We start from the raw sequence: 14,952 nt of genomic DNA, 5'->3' as shown, positions 1-14,952 counted from the left end.
GCCGAAAAGCGGACGGGCGGAAGCTTTCTGCCTCCGCCCGTTTGCTCCACCGGCCATCTGCTTGAGGGTTGCTCCTGCCAGTGGTGTGTCCGTTTTTGCGGACAAGATGTAAGTAGCCCGTCTGGCCCCCGGAGACATGTGACGGCCCTCACAGGCAAAACGGTCTGCAGCCAAAGATCGCGACTTGCGATGACACGCACGTGGCTCCGGCCTTTCGAGGTTCGTTTGCAGGAAAAATCGTCCCAAGCAATCTCTTCAATTTTGTCAGGCTATGGCCTACCGTGTGCCCCACCGCGCAGGAACCTTTGAGTCGCCTGCGGCCGGATCTTTCCAACCGCATTTGAGACGAGACCCTTCATGGCACAGCTGCCGAATTCCCTTGAAGCCCGCGACACGGCATTCCAGCTCCATTCCTACGCCGACGCCCGCCGTCAGGAAGAGACAGGCGCATTGGTGATCGAGAAGGGCGAGGGCATCTATGTGGAGGATATCAACGGCAAGCGTTACATCGAAGGTATGGCCGGTCTCTGGAGCGTTGCCGTCGGCTTCGGTGAAAAGCGCCTGGTCGATGCGGCCGCCCGGCAGATGGAGAAGCTGCCCTACTACCACACCTTCACCTACAAGAGCCATGGACCGTCGATCGAGCTGGCGGAAAAGCTGGTCGAGATGGCTCCCGTGCCGATGTCGAAGGCCTATTTCACCAACTCCGGGTCTGAGGCCAACGACACCGCAATCAAGCTGATCTGGTACCGGTCGAATGCGCTTGGCCAGCCGGAGCGCAAGAAGATCATTTCGCGCGTGCGCGGCTACCACGGTGTCACCATCGCCTCGGCCAGTCTCACGGGCCTGCCCAACAACCACCGCTCGTTCGACCTGCCGCTGCCGCAGATCCTGCACACCACCTGCCCGCACTACCGGACCATGAAAAAGGACGGTGAAAGCGAGGCGGATTTCGCAAAGCGTTGTGCGCAGGATCTGGAAGACCTGATCCTGGCTGAAGGCCCGGAAACGATCGCGGCCTTCTTTGCCGAGCCGGTGATGGGCGCCGGCGGCGTGGTCGTGCCGCCGGACGGATACTGGCAAGCAGTTCAGCCGGTTCTGAAGAAATATGACATTCTCTTCGTCGCCGATGAGGTGATCTGTGGATTTGGCCGGACCGGCAACATGTTCGGCACGGAAACCTACAATCTGCAGCCGGACATGATGACCCTCTCCAAGGCTTTGTCGTCCTCCTACCAGCCGATCTCCGCGCTGCTGATCAACGACACGGTCTATCAGCCGATCGCGGACGAAAGCCACAAGATCGGCGTGCTTGGTCATGGTTACACCGGTAGCGGGCACCCGGTTGCAGCAGCTGTTGCGCTTGAAAACCTGAAGATTATCGAGGAGCGCGATCTGGTTGGTCATGTCAGAGCCATCGCACCGACCTTCCAGAAACGGCTTGCCGGTCTTGCGGAAAATCCGCTGGTAATCGAGACGCGCGGCATCGGGCTGATCGGTGCCGCGGAACTGTCTCATGAGGCGCTTGCGGCAACGCCTGGCGCACTCGGCGCGAAAACCAATGCAATGTTCCACGACAAGGGCCTGATTTCGCGCAACATGCTGGACGCCATGGCCTTCTGTCCGCCACTGATCATTACCGAAGCCCAGGTGAACGAGTTGTTCGACATCGCAGAAGCCGGTCTCAAGGCAGTTCAGGAAAGCCTGTGAGCGATCACTACTCCATCCTTGGAACAATCTCGGGCACTTCGGCCGACGGTATCGATCTGGCGTGGATCGAAACCGACGGCCGGACGGTTGCCCGGTTCGGCCCTGCGGAAACGGCAAGCTACCGGCCAGAGACAAAGCGCCGGGTGCTGGAAGCTGCTGCGCGCAAGGGAACCGGACGCGACGACTGGCCGGAAATCGCCGCTGCGGTAACGCGCGACCATGCCGAGGCGATCCTGGGGTTTCTGGCAACGCACGGTCTCGCGCCGGATGCCGTGGTTTTTCACGGCCAAACGGTCTGGCACGATCCGGCCAAGGGCGAAACGGTTCAGCTGGGTGATCCGCAGTCTCTTGCAACGGATCTCAATGTTCCGGTGATCGGCGACGTTCGCCTGGCAGATATGGTGGCAGGCGGGCAGGGAGCCCCTTTGGTCCCTGTCTATCATCAGGCGCTCGCCAAGACACTGGTTGGCGAAGACAAGGAGCCCTTGTGTTTCCTCAATATCGGTGGGGTTTCCAATCTTACCTATATTGAAGGCGACAAGCTGCTGGCGTTCGATATCGGACCGGGCAATGCTTTCCTGGACGATTGGGTCCGCAAGCACGGTGGCGGCGACTATGACGCGGGCGGGGCGATCGCGGCAAAGGGCACGGTCGATGAAGGTCGTCTTCAGGCAGCGCTCACCCATCCGTTCCTGGCCGAGCCGGGTCCGAAGTCCCTCGACCGCTACAGTTTCTCCGGCGAATTTGCTGAAGGTCTTGGCCTGGAGGATGGCGCTGCTACCTTGCTCGCTTTCACGGCAGCCGCCATTGCCAGCGCGGAAAAGCTTTTGCCGCGGGTTCCTCGGCTTTGGCTGGTCTGTGGCGGCGGACGGCACAATCCGGTTCTGATGAAAGCCTTGGCGAAGCTTCTTGCGGGAGATGTCGTGTCGGCTGACGACTACCGGATCGACGGCGATGCCCTGGAAGCCCAGGCAATGGCTTTCCTGGGCGCGCGTTTGAAGGCCGGTCTGCCAACCACCTTTCCAGGCACGACCGGTGTCAGCAAGCCGGTTGTCGGCGGCAAACTGTTTACGCCCGGCACCTGAGCGTGCGTAGACAGGCGCGGCTCCCGGTAATCGCAAAAACGCTTCTCTTCCGGAAGACAGTGTTTCGGAAGGTCAAGCGACCCGAAAGCTGCAATTGCTTGCGCGAACCCCAGCTTGCCGCTAACCAGACATCATGAACGGATCTGAAATCTACCACCGGCTGATCGGCCTCATTGAAGAGCGGGTCTTGAAACCCGGCGACCGATTGCGCGAGGCAGACCTGGCGGAAGAATTCGGCGTCTCCAGAACGCCGATCCGCGAAGGCCTGAAACGGCTTGAGGCCCAGGGCCTCGCCGTGCACGAGCCCAACCGTGGCATGGTGGTGCCGACCCTTGATCATGGCCAGATCAACGAAGTCTACTTCATGCGGGAAGTTCTGGAAGGAACGGCCGCCGGACTTGCCGCCAAGCATGCGTCAAAGCCGGAAGTGGAGATCCTGCAGGATCTGGTCAGCGCCGATCGCAAGCGCATTGCGGACAAGGACAGCCTGGTGCGCTCGAACCGGGAGTTTCACCGCCGCCTGTGCCTGGCCTCGCACAATCGCTATCTGGTCGACCAGATCGACCACCTGCGCCTGTCGCTCATCCTGATGGCGGGCACGACGCTGGATACGCCGGAACGGCGCGAAACGGCGGTCGAGGAACATGCCGCAATCGTTGACGCGATTTCACGGGGCGATTGTGCCGCAGCAGAAGCTGCTGCCCGGCTTCACATTGCGCACGCACACAAAACTAGGCTGCAGCAGATCTGATCAGCCGGTCAGCAGACCGTTTGCCGAGCGCGTTAACAACATCAGTGCCGCGACAACCAGAACGGTGAATGTGAGAGCCATGCCTGCAATCCGGAACCTGAGCGGCTCCGGTTCCTGGCTGACGCTGTAGGCGTGTAGGGCCCTGCCGGTGAAAAGACCCACACCCAGAGCCCAGAGCAGCCAGGGCGTGGCGCCCGTCAGCTCCAGAAGCAGCATGAGTATCAGCCCCAGCGGGGTATATTCTGCAAAGTTGCCGTGGGCGCGCATGCGTCTTTGCAAACCGCCATGGCCGCCATCGCCGAGGCCGATGCGTTCGCTCTTGCGCACGCCGATCACCCGAACACTCAGGAAAATGTAAAGCAGCGTCAGCAGGCCCGCGAAAAGCGGGGTGATGTAGAGCGCCATGTCGGCCCCTTGAAAGAGAGAGCCGGCGGCGCAGGTTCTGGCCGCCGGGGATGATCAGCTTACGCCGGGCGGGCAAAGGCGGATCAGCATTCCACGATATTGACGGCCAGCCCGCCCTTCGAGGTTTCCTTGTACTGCTCCATCATGTCCATGCCGGTCTGGCGCATGGTCTCGATGCAGCCGTCCAGCGGCACGAAATGCGAACCATCACCACGAAGCGCCAGAGAGGCAGCAGTAACAGCCTTGACCGCACCAAGGGCATTACGCTCGATGCAAGGGACCTGCACCAGGCCTGCAATCGGATCGCAGGTCATGCCGAGATGGTGTTCCAGGGCGATTTCCGCCGCATTCTCGATTTGCTCGTTAGTGCCGCCAAGCGCTGCGCACAAACCGGCAGCCGCCATGGCAGAGGCCGAGCCGACTTCGCCCTGACAGCCAACTTCGGCACCTGAGATCGAGGCGTTTGCCTTAATGATGCCGCCGACGGCTGCGGCCGTCAGCAGGAAGGTCCTGATGCCGGCCTGGTCCGCGCCGGGGCAATGATCGAGGTAATAGCGGGTCACCGCCGGAATGACCCCGGCAGCACCATTGGTCGGGGCCGTCACGACACGGCCTCCGGCAGCGTTTTCCTCGTTGACGGCCATGGCGTAAACGCCGAGCCAGTCGACCACGTTGTGCTCGAAAGGCGGGTTCGTGCGGCCTTCGCGAATGAGCTTTTGGTAGATATCTGCGGCGCGGCGTTTCACTTTCAGGCCGCCGGGCAGAATGCCGGTCTGGGAAATGCCGCGGTTGATGCACGAATCCATTGCCGACCAAAGACGGTCGATGCCTTCTTCCACTTCAGCCTGAGGCTTGTCGCTGCATTCGTTGCGCAGCTTCATCTCGGCAATGGAAAGCTCGGCTTCTCGGCCCATCTCCAGCATCTGTTTGGCGTTGGCAAAGGGAAATGGCACATCCTGCTTGGCAAGCTCGTTGACCGGTTCGTTGCTGGTCTTGCGCAATTCGGATTCGCTGACCACGAAACCGCCGCCGATGGAATAATAGACAAAGGTGTCGATGACGGCGCCGGCAGCATCCAGCAGATGGAAGGTCATGCCATTGGCGTGGAGCGCCAGTGGAGGGCCATAGTCGAAGATAACATCCCGGGACGGTTCGAAATGCAGCTCCGGCAGGCCGTCTATTTTCAGCTTCCTGGTCTGCTCCAGCTCTTCCAGCATCGGGTCGACCTTGTCCGGATCGATGGAATCGGGCCTGGCTCCCAGCAGGCCGAGACACACGGCCTTGTCCGTGGCGTGGCCCTTGCCGGTGAAGGCAAGCGAGCCATGCAGGGTGACGGTCAGCCGTGTCGCACGGTTTTCCGCGCCGGACAGGCCCCGCACCCGGTCAAGGTAACGGTGAACGGCAACCATCGGGCCCACCGTGTGAGAACTGGACGGCCCGATGCCGATTTTGAAAATGTCGAAGACGCTGATGAACATCTCTTGAACCGCATATGTCAGATGCACCGACCCTGCCGGCGCTTTGAGGTCACGCTAACAGATAGCGCCCGGATGTCCTCCATTCAAACGGGCATTTTTGTGTTATTTGCGACATGCGGCTGAAACAGACGTTTTCCCGTGCGGGTTAGAACCGGATCAAACGGTTCGCGGAAACAGTTGTTTGCGAAATGCCCCTTTGATAGCGTGCCGCTTCCTTTCAAATGCAACTATCCGACACAAGAGCTACTCATGACCTCGCAGCACCCGGCCGACACGGCAGATGTTCTGGCTTCCAAAAAACAGGCGTTTCAAATCCCCGACGGGGTCATCTATCTGGATGGCAATTCGCTTGGTGTGCTGCCGAAACACGTGCCTGCCCGCATTGCGCAGGTAATCAACGAGGAATGGGGCAACAGCCTGATCCGGGCCTGGAACACCCACAGCTGGATCGACCTTCCCGCCCGCACAGGTGACCGCATCGGCAAGTTGATCGGCGCGCCGGCCGGGACGGTCGTCGCCTGCGACAGCACCTCTGTCAATGTGTTCAAGGTCCTTTCCGCAGCCCTGGCGCTGCAGCCGAAGCGCAAGGTCATCCTATCCGACAACGGCAATTTCCCGACCGATCTATATGTCGCCTCCGGCCTGAAGCAATTGCTCGACAAGGGACATGAACTGAAGGTTGTCGATCCGGAAGCGGTGAAGGATGCCATTGGTGAAGACGTGGCGGTGGTGATGCTGACGCAGGTCGACTACCGCACCGGCCGGGTTCATGACATGGCGGATATCACCCGCGCGGCCCATGACGCAGGTGCCCTGGCGATGTGGGACCTTGCCCACTCCGCCGGTGCGATCCCGGTCGATCTTCACGGGGCTGGAGCGGATTTTGCCGTTGGTTGCGGATACAAGTATCTGAATGGAGGCCCGGGTGCTCCGGCATTTCTCTATGTCGCCCCCGAGCACCAGGACAAGGTCACCTCGCCGCTGACCGGCTGGATGGGGCATGAGGCCCCCTTCGCGTTCGATCTCGACTACAGGCCGGTTTCCGGCATCAGCCGGATGACGGTCGGAACGCCCGCCATTCTTGCGCTTTCGAGCCTTCATGCGGCCCTTGACGTCTTCGAGGACGTCGACATGGCGGACATCCGCCGCAAGTCCGTTTCACTCAGCGAGTTGTTCATCGCTGAAGTCGAGGCCAAGTGCCCGCAACTGGAACTGGCCAGCCCGCGGGATCCGAATGCCCGCGGCAGCCAGGTCTCGTTCCGGTTCAAGGAAGGTTATGCCGTCATGCAGGCGCTGATCGACCGAGGCGTGATCGGTGATTTCCGGGCGCCCGACGTGATGCGCTTCGGCTTCACGCCGCTGTACCTGTCGCATCAGGACATTGTCGACGCGGTTGAGATCCTGAAGGATATTCTGGATACGGAAAGCTGGAACCGGCCGGAGTTCAAGACCCGCGCAAAGGTCACATAGCCGCGACGCGAACCTGGGCCTGCAGCATGTCGATAAACTGCTGTTCGGGCACCGGTTTGGAATAGAGGAAGCCCTGGAAACGGTTGCAGCCGTTTTCAGACAGCCAGGCCCGCTGTTCAACGGTTTCCACCCCTTCGGCGACAACGCTGGCATCAAGCGCTGATGCCAGCGACAGGATCAGCTTCACGATGGCGCCGCCGGTGGCAATGTCGTTCATGAACATCCGGTCGATCTTGATACCGTCGATCGGATAGTTGTGCAGATAGGCCAGGTTGGAATAGCCGGTGCCGAAATCGTCGATAACGATCCGGTAGCCGGCGGCTTTCAGCTTCGTCAGGGATTCGTAGGCATGCGGAATATCGCCAAGCAGAACGCTTTCGGTGATTTCCAGCGAGATGTCGTTCGCATTGCAGCCGGTTTCCTTCGGCAGGCTCTGCATGCGTGCAACAAAGGTGGGGTCCGAAAGCTGCTTGGGTGAGACGTTCATCGACAGCGGTACGGAAACGTTCAGCAGCTTGAGCCCGGACTGCATGTAGGCAACATTCCGGCTGACCCAGGTGCCGATCTCGTTGATGAGGCCCGTTTCCTCGGCAACCGGCACGAAGTCATCGGGACTGACCAGGCCTTTTTCGGGGTGCTGCCAGCGCAACAGGGCCTCGGCGCCGACAACACGCTGGGTGCGGGTGCAGGCAATCGGCTGGTAATACAGCAGGAATTCATTCTCGCGGATTGCTCGTTCGAGATCCTTCTTCAGGGACATGTGCTTGTCCCGGAGTTTGCGCATGAATTCCTTGTAGCGGACGCATTTGTTCTTCCGCTCCGACTTGGCCTGGTAGAGCGCAAGGTCCGCATGACGCATGAGCTGGTCGATGTCCGTACCGTCGGCCGGATAATGGGCATAGCCGATGCTCAGCCCGACATGACGAGGCTTGCCCTCAATCAGATGCGGACTGGCAAAGGCCTGCAGCAGCGCCTGTCCGAACCAGTCCGGTCGCGGGCTTTCGGGCGAGGACAGGTGGCAGATCAGAAATTCGTCGCCGCCAAGACGCGCGACGATGTCGTTGTTTCCGGCCAGATCCTTCAGCTTGGATGCAACAAGCTGCAGGAGATGGTCGCCTGCAGCATGGCCAAGCGTATCGTTGACCATCTTGAAGTCGTCCAAATCCACGAGATACAGCGTTGCGATCAGGTTGTTGTCCTTCGCAGTCTGCCTCACATGCGACAGGCGTTCCTTCAGATAGGTCCGGTTCGAGAGCCCTGTCAGCGCATCATGGCTCGCAAGATACTGGGCGCGTTCCTTGGTCTGGTGAAGCTCCGTGACATCGATCTCGCTCAGCAGAAAGGCAGGCTTTCCTGTAACGGCGTCATGGCAGCGGCGTATGGTGATTTCGTGCCAGCGCAGGCCGTCGCTCGTCCGGACCTCCGCCACGAACTTGGTCGTGGCTTTTTCCGTGAGGACGCCCATCACGTTCTTGGCGAGCACCTGATCGATGAAATGATCCCACAAGGTGCACGCGAGATCGGTGCAAGCTGCCCTCGCGGCCGTGTTGCGGTAAAGAGGCTGCCCGTCTTCGGAGAACAGCGAGATCATCACCGTGGTGTGCATCAGCGCTTCGGCGCTTCGGAGCGTTTCCGGCTGTTGCTCGTGATGCGGACGGCCTTCGCACAGCAGCGCCATGCGGCCATCATTCAGCCGGATGCCGCTCATGACAACCTGCAGGACCTCGGCCTTGCCTTTCGGATAAAGTGTCCAGATCTCCGAAAAGCTCACGTCGTGTTTGGTGAAATCCTGCTGGTACTGCCGCAGACGCTGTTCAACCGAATGGGACATGTCCGAGCCCATGTCGCGTGCCCGCAACTCTTCCAGCGAATCGGCCGCGGTAAACTCGAGCGCCTTGCGATTGGCCCACACAATGCATTTGTTGTCGAAATCGAAAATCCAGATACCGGTGTCGAGACGATCGTAAATCGAAAAGATCAGCTCCTGATCCACCCTGCCGTCATCGAGTGTAAAAGGCAGGGACGCTTTCCTTTTTTCGGTTGCCCGCTGCGTCTGGGAAAGATCGGACATGTGTGACAGGGTCGTTCTCCGGGATGAACGCATTCGAAATCAAAAATCATGACGGGCAAAGCCGCCAATTCGTGTCTGGCAACGCAAATTTGCAACTTTGCAGAAGTGTAAGGAACGTGAATATATCATTCAATTTAAAATCGGGAAAACCGCTGACAAACTTAACGAGATCTGGTGATACTTTCAGTTTCTGAATTTAGAATAGTGCCGATAGATAAAACTTGCATCAAACGCCAACAGATTGTTGTGCGACACCTTGGATGCCGGATTTGAGCTTTCCCCGATTGCAAAAGGCCGTATCGCGCTGGTTTTGCGCCAGCTGACTGCCTGTCGCCGGCGTGTCTGCTCAGCTTTACAACACTTGCCAGCCATGGTTGTTTCAAACTGTCTGAAACGCGGCAATTGCCCTTCAGCAGGATGTTTCAAGATGACGGATCTGTTCGACATCACGCCGCCCGTGCGGCCGGGTATAGCGGTCTATCCCGGCGATGCGCCTTATCGCAGCTCCTGGACGGCGACGATCTCAGAGGACTGCCCGGTGAATGTCGGCGAGTTTTCCATGTCGAGCCATTGCGGTGCCCATGCCGATGCACCCCTGCACTACGACCCGGACGGTCTGACGATCGATCAGCTTGATCTGCATGATTTCGTCGGACCGGCCCGGCTGATCGATGCACGCGGTTCCGGTCTGCTTTGCCAGCCCGAAGAGCTGGAAGCGTTCCTTGAAGGCTGCCCGTCCCGAGTGCTTGTGCGGCTTGCCGAAGAACGAGACGTTACGGTCTGGCCGGCAGGCTACAGGGCTCTGGCACCGGAAACCATGAGCCTGCTGGCGGACACCGGTGTCAAGTTGATCGGCGTGGATGTGCCCTCCGTCGACCCGGATCCTTCCGAAACCCTGCCCAGTCACGGGATCGCCCGTTCCCGTGACATGCTGATTCTGGAAAATCTTGCTCTTTCTGCGGTGGAACCCGGTGATTATGAGTTGATTGCGCTGCCAATGAAGTTAGAAGGGCTGGACGCCGCGCCGGTTCGGGCCATTTTGCGCCCGCTCCGCTAATTCCGGGAAACGGGAAAGCGCGGCCGGAATAAGAAAAAGACTGACCGTTGGGAGCGGCAAGGAGCGTGAATGCTGGAGCTTGATCAGCTCGTTATGGATTTCAGCGGATTCCGGGCGGTAAATGGCTGCTCATTCCGCGTCGAGGAAGGCAGTATCACCGGATTGATCGGCCCGAACGGGGCTGGCAAGACGACGCTTTTCAACCTGATCGCAGGGGCACTGCAACCGACAAGCGGACGCATCCGGTTTCTGGGCGAGGACGTCACCAGCCTGGCCAGCCATGAGCTGTTTCACAAGGGACTGGTGCGGACTTTCCAGATCCCGCATGAATTTCACAAGCTGACGGCGCTGGAAAACCTGATGATGGTGCCGCCGTCTCAGCCGGGCGAAAGCCTGTTTTCCAATTGGCTCGCCTGGGGGCGGGTGAAGGCTGCCGAGGTCGAGGTCGAGAAAAAGGCCTATGAGACCCTGGCATTCCTGGAGCTGACCCACGTGGCGCACGAGCCGGCCGGCAACCTTTCCGGTGGCCAGAAGAAGCTTCTGGAACTGGGCCGCACCATGATGACCGATGCCAAGCTTGTGCTGCTCGACGAACCGGCGGCAGGCGTCAATCGCACCCTGCTGCGCAAGCTCGAGACCAAGATCGAGATCCTGAACAAGGAGCGCGGCTACACGTTCATCCTGATCGAACATGACATGGAAATGATCGAGAAACTCTGCGATCCCGTCGTGTGCATGGCCGAGGGCAGGGTGTTGATCCAGGGCGATTTCCAGACCGTGCGGTCCAATCCTCAGGTGCTGGAAGCCTATCTGGGCGAAACCACGGGAGATGCCGCATGACTGCGCTTCTTTCCATGGACGGCATCACCGGAGGCTACGGTGACGCCGACATCCTTCAGGACGTCTCCATGCATGTGGATGCGGACGAGATCGTCGTCATCGTTGGCCCGAATGGTGCCGGCAAGTCCACGGCCATGAAATCCGTTTTCGGCCTCCTGACCATCCGTGGCGGCCGCATGCTGTTCGACGGCGACGACATCACCAGTTGGGCTCCCAACCGCATCGTCCAGCGCGGCATCTGCTATGTCCCGCAGGTCGACAACATTTTCCGCGAGATGTCGATCCACGAGAATCTGGAAATGGGCGGCTTCCTGAAGAAGGGTGACCTCAGCGCTGCCTATGACCGGGTCTACACCCTGTTTCCGGACCTGAAGGAACGCCGCAAGACGCTTGCAGGGTCCCTGTCGGGCGGGCAGCGGCAGATGGTGGCGATGGGCCGGGCGCTGATGCTCGATCCGAAGCTTCTGCTTCTCGACGAACCGACCGCCGGGCTTTCGCCCAAATACATGGAACAGATCTTCCAGATCTGCCGGGACGTGCGCGACACCGGTGTCGCCATTCTCCTGGTGGAGCAGCACGCCAAGCAGGCGCTTGCCTTTGCCGACCGGGGCTATGTCCTGGCCGCCGGCAAGAACCGCCACGAAGGCAGCGGTGCCGACCTCTTGGCCGACCGTGAAGTCGCTGAAATGTTCCTGGGGGGCTGAGCGGTATGGATTTTCTTGAGCTCATCAATTTCTACGTCATTCCGGGCATCGTGCTCGGCTCGATCTATGCACTTGGCGCCGTTGGCATCACGCTGATCTTCGCCATCCTGCGCTATGCCCATCTGGCGCATGGTGATCTGGCGACGCTTGGTGCCTTCATTGCGCTGGCGGTTGTCACCGGTCTTGGCGTCTCGCCACTGCTGGCCCTGCCGATCGCCATCATCGCGACCGCCGCCGTTGCCGTCGGCATCGACAAGGTGTTCTATGAACATCTGCGCGAGCGACCGAAGATCGTCACCGTGATGGCCTCGCTCGGCATAGCGCTGATGATCCGCGCCGTGGTGCAGGTGGTCTGGGGTGTCGATACGGAAACCTATTCCCGCGGTATCGTCCGTCCGGAAAATTATTTCGGCCTGCGCATCCGTGACCGCGAAATCCTGACGGTCATCGCCATGCTCGCGCTTGTCGGCGGACTGCAGCTGTTCCTGACCCGCTCCAAGTGGGGCAAAGCCATGCGCGCCATGTCGGACAACCCCAATCTGGCTTTGCTCTCTGGCATCGACAACAAGAAGGTCGTGATGCTGACCTGGGTGATCGCCGGTGGTCTGTGTGCTGCCTCCGGTGTCTTCCTCGGCCTCAACACGGAACTGAAGTCGCTGATGGGCTGGCAGATGCTGCTGCCGATGTTCGCTGCCGCCATCCTGGGCGGGGTCGGCCGGATCGAGGGGGCCGTGCTTGGCGGGTTGATCGTCGGCATTGCCGAGGAGTTGTCGGTTCTGGTGATCCCGAGCGAATACAAGGCCGCAATGGCCTTCGCCATCCTGTTGTTCATGCTGCTTGTGCGCCCGACCGGGCTGCTCAAGGGCAAAGTGCTATAAGGGGAGGGAGAGAAAATGGAATATCTCGGTCTTCTCAACTACGCCCTCTTCATGGCGATCTTCATCGGCATCTACGCGCTGCTGGCGCTGGGGCTCAACATTCAGTGGGGCTTTGCCGGTCTGTTCAACGCCGGCATCGCCGGGTTCTTCGCAGTTGGCGCTTATACCTCCGCGATTCTGACGACAGAACATGCCGACGGCCGTATCGGCGGCTTTGACATGCCGTTCTTCGTCGGCTGGATCGGAGCGATGCTTGCCGCAGCTCTGGTGGCCTGGCCTATCGGCAAGATCTGTCTGCGGTTCCGGTCCGACTATCTGGCGATTGCCTCCATCGGGATTGCGGAAATCATTCGACTTGTGGTCAAGTCCGAACCGGTGCTGACCAATGGCGCCCGCGGCATTTCCGGTATTCCGCGCCCGGCGGCGGAGTTTCCGTCACTGGCGCAGGAAAGCGCCTACATGGCGTCTCAGGCTGCCTATCTTGCCATTGTCATCGTCGTTCTGATTGCGGCTTACCTGCTGGTCGAGCGTCAGTTCAACGCGCCCTGGGGCCGCATGATGCGCGCCATCCGCGACAATGAAGGCGCCGCCAAGGCCATGGGCAAGGATGTCGAGTTCCGCCGCCTGCAGGCCTTCATTTTCGGCTCGGCCCTGATGGGGCTGGGCGGCGCGCTGTTCGCGCATTTCAACCGCTCGATCACCCCGGAAGCCATCGACCCGATGGTCGCGACCTTCCTGGTCTGGATCATGCTGATCCTTGGAGGTTCCGGCAACAACCGCGGCGCCATTCTGGGAGCTGCGGTGGTCTGGATCATCTGGTCGATGTCGGAAATCGCAACTGACCGCCTGCCGACGGAATATGCCATCCAGGCCAAATATATTCGCCTGTTCCTGATCGGCCTGATGCTGCAGCTGGTGCTGCGCTTCCGGCCGGAAGGCCTGCTGCCGGAACCGCTGAGAGGCGACCGGCGTGCAACAAGATCCGGTGCGGATCACACTTAGATCCGTTCCTCAGGCTAGCTTCCCGGTATCGGGAGGCGGAGCCTCGAAAATCCAAAGTCCCGGCGAAGACCGGAATAATGAGGAGGTACTTTGATGAAAACCAAGATTCTCGCGCTTGCAGCCGGTCTGATGACCGCAACCGCGCTGGCATCCGTGCCGGCAAAGGCCGATGTCAAGATCGGCTTGCTCGGTGGCATCTCCGGCCCGATCGCAGCCATGGCTCCGGCCATGATCGACGCCGCGCAGCTGGCCTTTCAGCAGGTCAACGAGCAGGGCGGCATCGGCGACGGCGAAAAGCTGGTCGGTGTTGTCGGCGACAGCGCCTGCAACCCGCAGAACGGCACTGACGCCGCAACCAAGGCCGTGAACATCGAAGGCGTCATCGGCGTCGTCGGTCCGCATTGCTCGGGCGCGGTTCTGGCTGCTGCCGGTTCCGTCACCATTCCGGCTGGTATCACCATGATCACGCCGTCCGGCACCTCGCCGGAAATCTCCACCCTCGACGACAAGGGCACCGTGTTCCGCACCGTGCCGTCCGACGACTATCAGGGCCGTGCACTGGCACGTACCCTGAAGGAGCAGGGCTACGAGAAGGTCGCCGTCGCTTACCTCAACAACGACTACGGCACCGGTCTTGCCAACGCGTTCAAGGCGGAATTCGTCGATGAACTCAGCGGTGAAATCACCCAGTTCGCGGCGCATGAGGAAGGCAAGGCCTCCTACCGTTCCAACCTTGCCGAACTCGCCAAGGGCGGCGCGGACACGCTGGTGATCTTCGACTACGGCGACGGCACCGGCCTCACCATCCTGCGTCAGGCTCTCGAAAACGGCTTCTTCGACAAGTTCGTCGGCGGCGACGGCATGAAGTCCGAAGCAGTGATCAACGAGCTGGGTGCCGAAAACCTGGCCACGTTCGTTTCGTCCTCGCCGGTTGGCGAACAGTCCGAATCCCTCGACATCTTCAACGAAGCCTTCAAGGGCATCGGCGGCGATCCGGATGCGATCTTTGCCACCACGTCCTATGACGCGGCGTTCCTGCTGGCACTGGCGGTCGAAAAGGCCGGCGGCAAGAAGGAAGACGTTGCAGCGGCAATGGCCGAAGTCTCCAACGGCGAAGGTGAAGCGATCCGTCCGGGCGAGTGGAAGAAGGCCAAGGAGCTGATCGCAGCCGGCACGGCCATCGACTACAAGGGCGCAGCCGGCGACCACAACTTCGATGAAAAGGGCGACGTTCCGGGCACCTACGCCCTTTGGGAAGTCGGTGCGAATGGCTTCGAAGTCCTGACCGAAATGAAATAAGCGACTTCGCAAGAAGCGTTTTTAAGAGACCGGCGACCTGAAAGGGCCGCCGGTTTTTCTGTTTCCATCGCTTCGATTCCCCGTCATTCCGGACAAGTGAGGCAAAGCCGAACGCAGATCCGGAAACCAGACTTATTTCGCGCGCACGCGCGGCGGCTTCCTTTTCTGTCAAATAAGTGTTCGCTCATGTTCACGCTTACGC

General features: G+C 60.2%; 13 protein-coding genes. 10 read left to right on the top strand and 3 right to left on the bottom strand.

What is annotated here, in order from left to right:
• Positions 1-357: 357 nt before the first annotated feature.
• The 3 genes from ACYQ6M_RS20525 (at position 358) to ACYQ6M_RS20515 (ending at position 3,546) form a co-directional block, all read left to right on the top strand.
• A complete protein-coding gene (locus tag ACYQ6M_RS20525) occupies positions 358-1,710 on the top strand; it encodes an aspartate aminotransferase family protein (RefSeq protein ID WP_077290837.1) in 1,353 nt (450 codons plus the stop codon).
• Positions 1,707-2,795: an anhydro-N-acetylmuramic acid kinase gene (locus ACYQ6M_RS20520; RefSeq protein ID WP_460075276.1), complete on the top strand. Its 1,089-nt coding sequence runs from the start codon at positions 1,707-1,709 to the stop codon at positions 2,793-2,795. The genes ACYQ6M_RS20525 and ACYQ6M_RS20520 overlap by 4 nt, the downstream gene beginning before the upstream one ends.
• Positions 2,796-2,928: 133 nt before the next feature.
• Positions 2,929-3,546, top strand: a complete 618-nt coding sequence (locus tag ACYQ6M_RS20515) for a GntR family transcriptional regulator (RefSeq protein WP_023002238.1) — start codon at positions 2,929-2,931, stop codon at positions 3,544-3,546.
• Here the strand turns inward: ACYQ6M_RS20515 and ACYQ6M_RS20510 are convergent, their stop codons facing one another.
• Positions 3,547-3,951 carry an MAPEG family protein gene (locus ACYQ6M_RS20510; RefSeq protein ID WP_023002237.1) on the bottom strand — a complete coding sequence of 135 codons (405 nt, stop codon included), beginning with the start codon at positions 3,949-3,951 and terminating at the stop codon, positions 3,547-3,549. It lies immediately after the preceding gene.
• Positions 3,952-4,034: 83 nt separating this feature from the next.
• Positions 4,035-5,429 (bottom strand): L-serine ammonia-lyase, encoded by a 1,395-nt coding sequence (locus tag ACYQ6M_RS20505; RefSeq protein WP_031269831.1) that lies wholly within the window; start codon positions 5,427-5,429, stop codon positions 4,035-4,037.
• Between the two features lie 249 nt (positions 5,430-5,678).
• On the opposite strand from ACYQ6M_RS20505, the gene kynU reads away from it, so the two are divergent.
• Positions 5,679-6,899, top strand: coding sequence for a kynureninase (gene kynU, locus ACYQ6M_RS20500; protein ID WP_460075273.1), 1,221 nt, complete (start codon positions 5,679-5,681; stop codon positions 6,897-6,899).
• Here the strand turns inward: kynU and ACYQ6M_RS20495 are convergent.
• Positions 6,892-8,970 carry a putative bifunctional diguanylate cyclase/phosphodiesterase gene (locus tag ACYQ6M_RS20495; RefSeq protein ID WP_460075272.1) on the bottom strand — a complete coding sequence of 693 codons (2,079 nt, stop codon included), beginning with the start codon at positions 8,968-8,970 and terminating at the stop codon, positions 6,892-6,894. The genes kynU and ACYQ6M_RS20495 overlap by 8 nt on opposite strands.
• 427 nt (positions 8,971-9,397) lie before the next feature.
• Between ACYQ6M_RS20495 and kynB the strand changes: the two genes are divergently transcribed.
• The 6 genes from kynB to ACYQ6M_RS20465 all read left to right on the top strand — a co-directional run bounded on the left by kynB (position 9,398) and on the right by ACYQ6M_RS20465 (position 14,750).
• Positions 9,398-10,027, top strand: a complete 630-nt coding sequence (gene kynB, locus ACYQ6M_RS20490; RefSeq protein WP_460075270.1) for an arylformamidase — start codon at positions 9,398-9,400, stop codon at positions 10,025-10,027.
• 69 nt (positions 10,028-10,096) lie between these two features.
• The gene (locus ACYQ6M_RS20485) at positions 10,097-10,867 is read left to right on the top strand and encodes an ABC transporter ATP-binding protein (protein WP_229005684.1); all 771 of its coding nucleotides are present in this window, start codon (positions 10,097-10,099) and stop codon (positions 10,865-10,867) included.
• Positions 10,864-11,571, top strand: coding sequence for an ABC transporter ATP-binding protein (locus ACYQ6M_RS20480; protein ID WP_023002231.1), 708 nt, complete (start codon positions 10,864-10,866; stop codon positions 11,569-11,571). The genes ACYQ6M_RS20485 and ACYQ6M_RS20480 overlap by 4 nt, the downstream gene beginning before the upstream one ends.
• 5 nt (positions 11,572-11,576) lie before the next feature.
• Positions 11,577-12,449 carry a branched-chain amino acid ABC transporter permease gene (locus ACYQ6M_RS20475; RefSeq protein ID WP_023002230.1) on the top strand — a complete coding sequence of 291 codons (873 nt, stop codon included), beginning with the start codon at positions 11,577-11,579 and terminating at the stop codon, positions 12,447-12,449.
• 15 nt (positions 12,450-12,464) lie between these two features.
• Positions 12,465-13,451: a branched-chain amino acid ABC transporter permease gene (locus ACYQ6M_RS20470; RefSeq protein WP_023002229.1), complete on the top strand. Its 987-nt coding sequence runs from the start codon at positions 12,465-12,467 to the stop codon at positions 13,449-13,451.
• Positions 13,452-13,544: 93 nt separating this feature from the next.
• Positions 13,545-14,750, top strand: a complete 1,206-nt coding sequence (locus ACYQ6M_RS20465) for an ABC transporter substrate-binding protein (RefSeq protein ID WP_055657548.1) — start codon at positions 13,545-13,547, stop codon at positions 14,748-14,750.
• Positions 14,751-14,952 lie beyond the last annotated feature (202 nt).

Source organism: Roseibium sp. ROS1 (assembly GCF_054658215.1).
Note: the sequence above shows the minus strand (reverse complement) of the source record. Positions and strands in the feature narration are given on the sequence as shown.

Coding starts and splice junctions, on each gene's coding strand:
- ACYQ6M_RS20510 (WP_023002237.1), bottom strand. CDS start 3,951: ATGGCGCTCTACATCACCCCGCTTTTCGCGGGCCTGCTGACGCTGCTT.
- ACYQ6M_RS20495 (WP_460075272.1), bottom strand. CDS start 8,970: ATGTCCGATCTTTCCCAGACGCAGCGGGCAACCGAAAAAAGGAAAGCG.
- ACYQ6M_RS20485 (WP_229005684.1), top strand. CDS start 10,097: ATGCTGGAGCTTGATCAGCTCGTTATGGATTTCAGCGGATTCCGGGCG.
- ACYQ6M_RS20470 (WP_023002229.1), top strand. CDS start 12,465: ATGGAATATCTCGGTCTTCTCAACTACGCCCTCTTCATGGCGATCTTC.
- ACYQ6M_RS20515 (WP_023002238.1), top strand. CDS start 2,929: ATGAACGGATCTGAAATCTACCACCGGCTGATCGGCCTCATTGAAGAG.
- ACYQ6M_RS20465 (WP_055657548.1), top strand. CDS start 13,545: ATGAAAACCAAGATTCTCGCGCTTGCAGCCGGTCTGATGACCGCAACC.
- kynB (WP_460075270.1), top strand. CDS start 9,398: ATGACGGATCTGTTCGACATCACGCCGCCCGTGCGGCCGGGTATAGCG.
- ACYQ6M_RS20505 (WP_031269831.1), bottom strand. CDS start 5,429: ATGTTCATCAGCGTCTTCGACATTTTCAAAATCGGCATCGGGCCGTCC.
- ACYQ6M_RS20475 (WP_023002230.1), top strand. CDS start 11,577: ATGGATTTTCTTGAGCTCATCAATTTCTACGTCATTCCGGGCATCGTG.
- ACYQ6M_RS20480 (WP_023002231.1), top strand. CDS start 10,864: ATGACTGCGCTTCTTTCCATGGACGGCATCACCGGAGGCTACGGTGAC.
- ACYQ6M_RS20525 (WP_077290837.1), top strand. CDS start 358: ATGGCACAGCTGCCGAATTCCCTTGAAGCCCGCGACACGGCATTCCAG.
- kynU (WP_460075273.1), top strand. CDS start 5,679: ATGACCTCGCAGCACCCGGCCGACACGGCAGATGTTCTGGCTTCCAAA.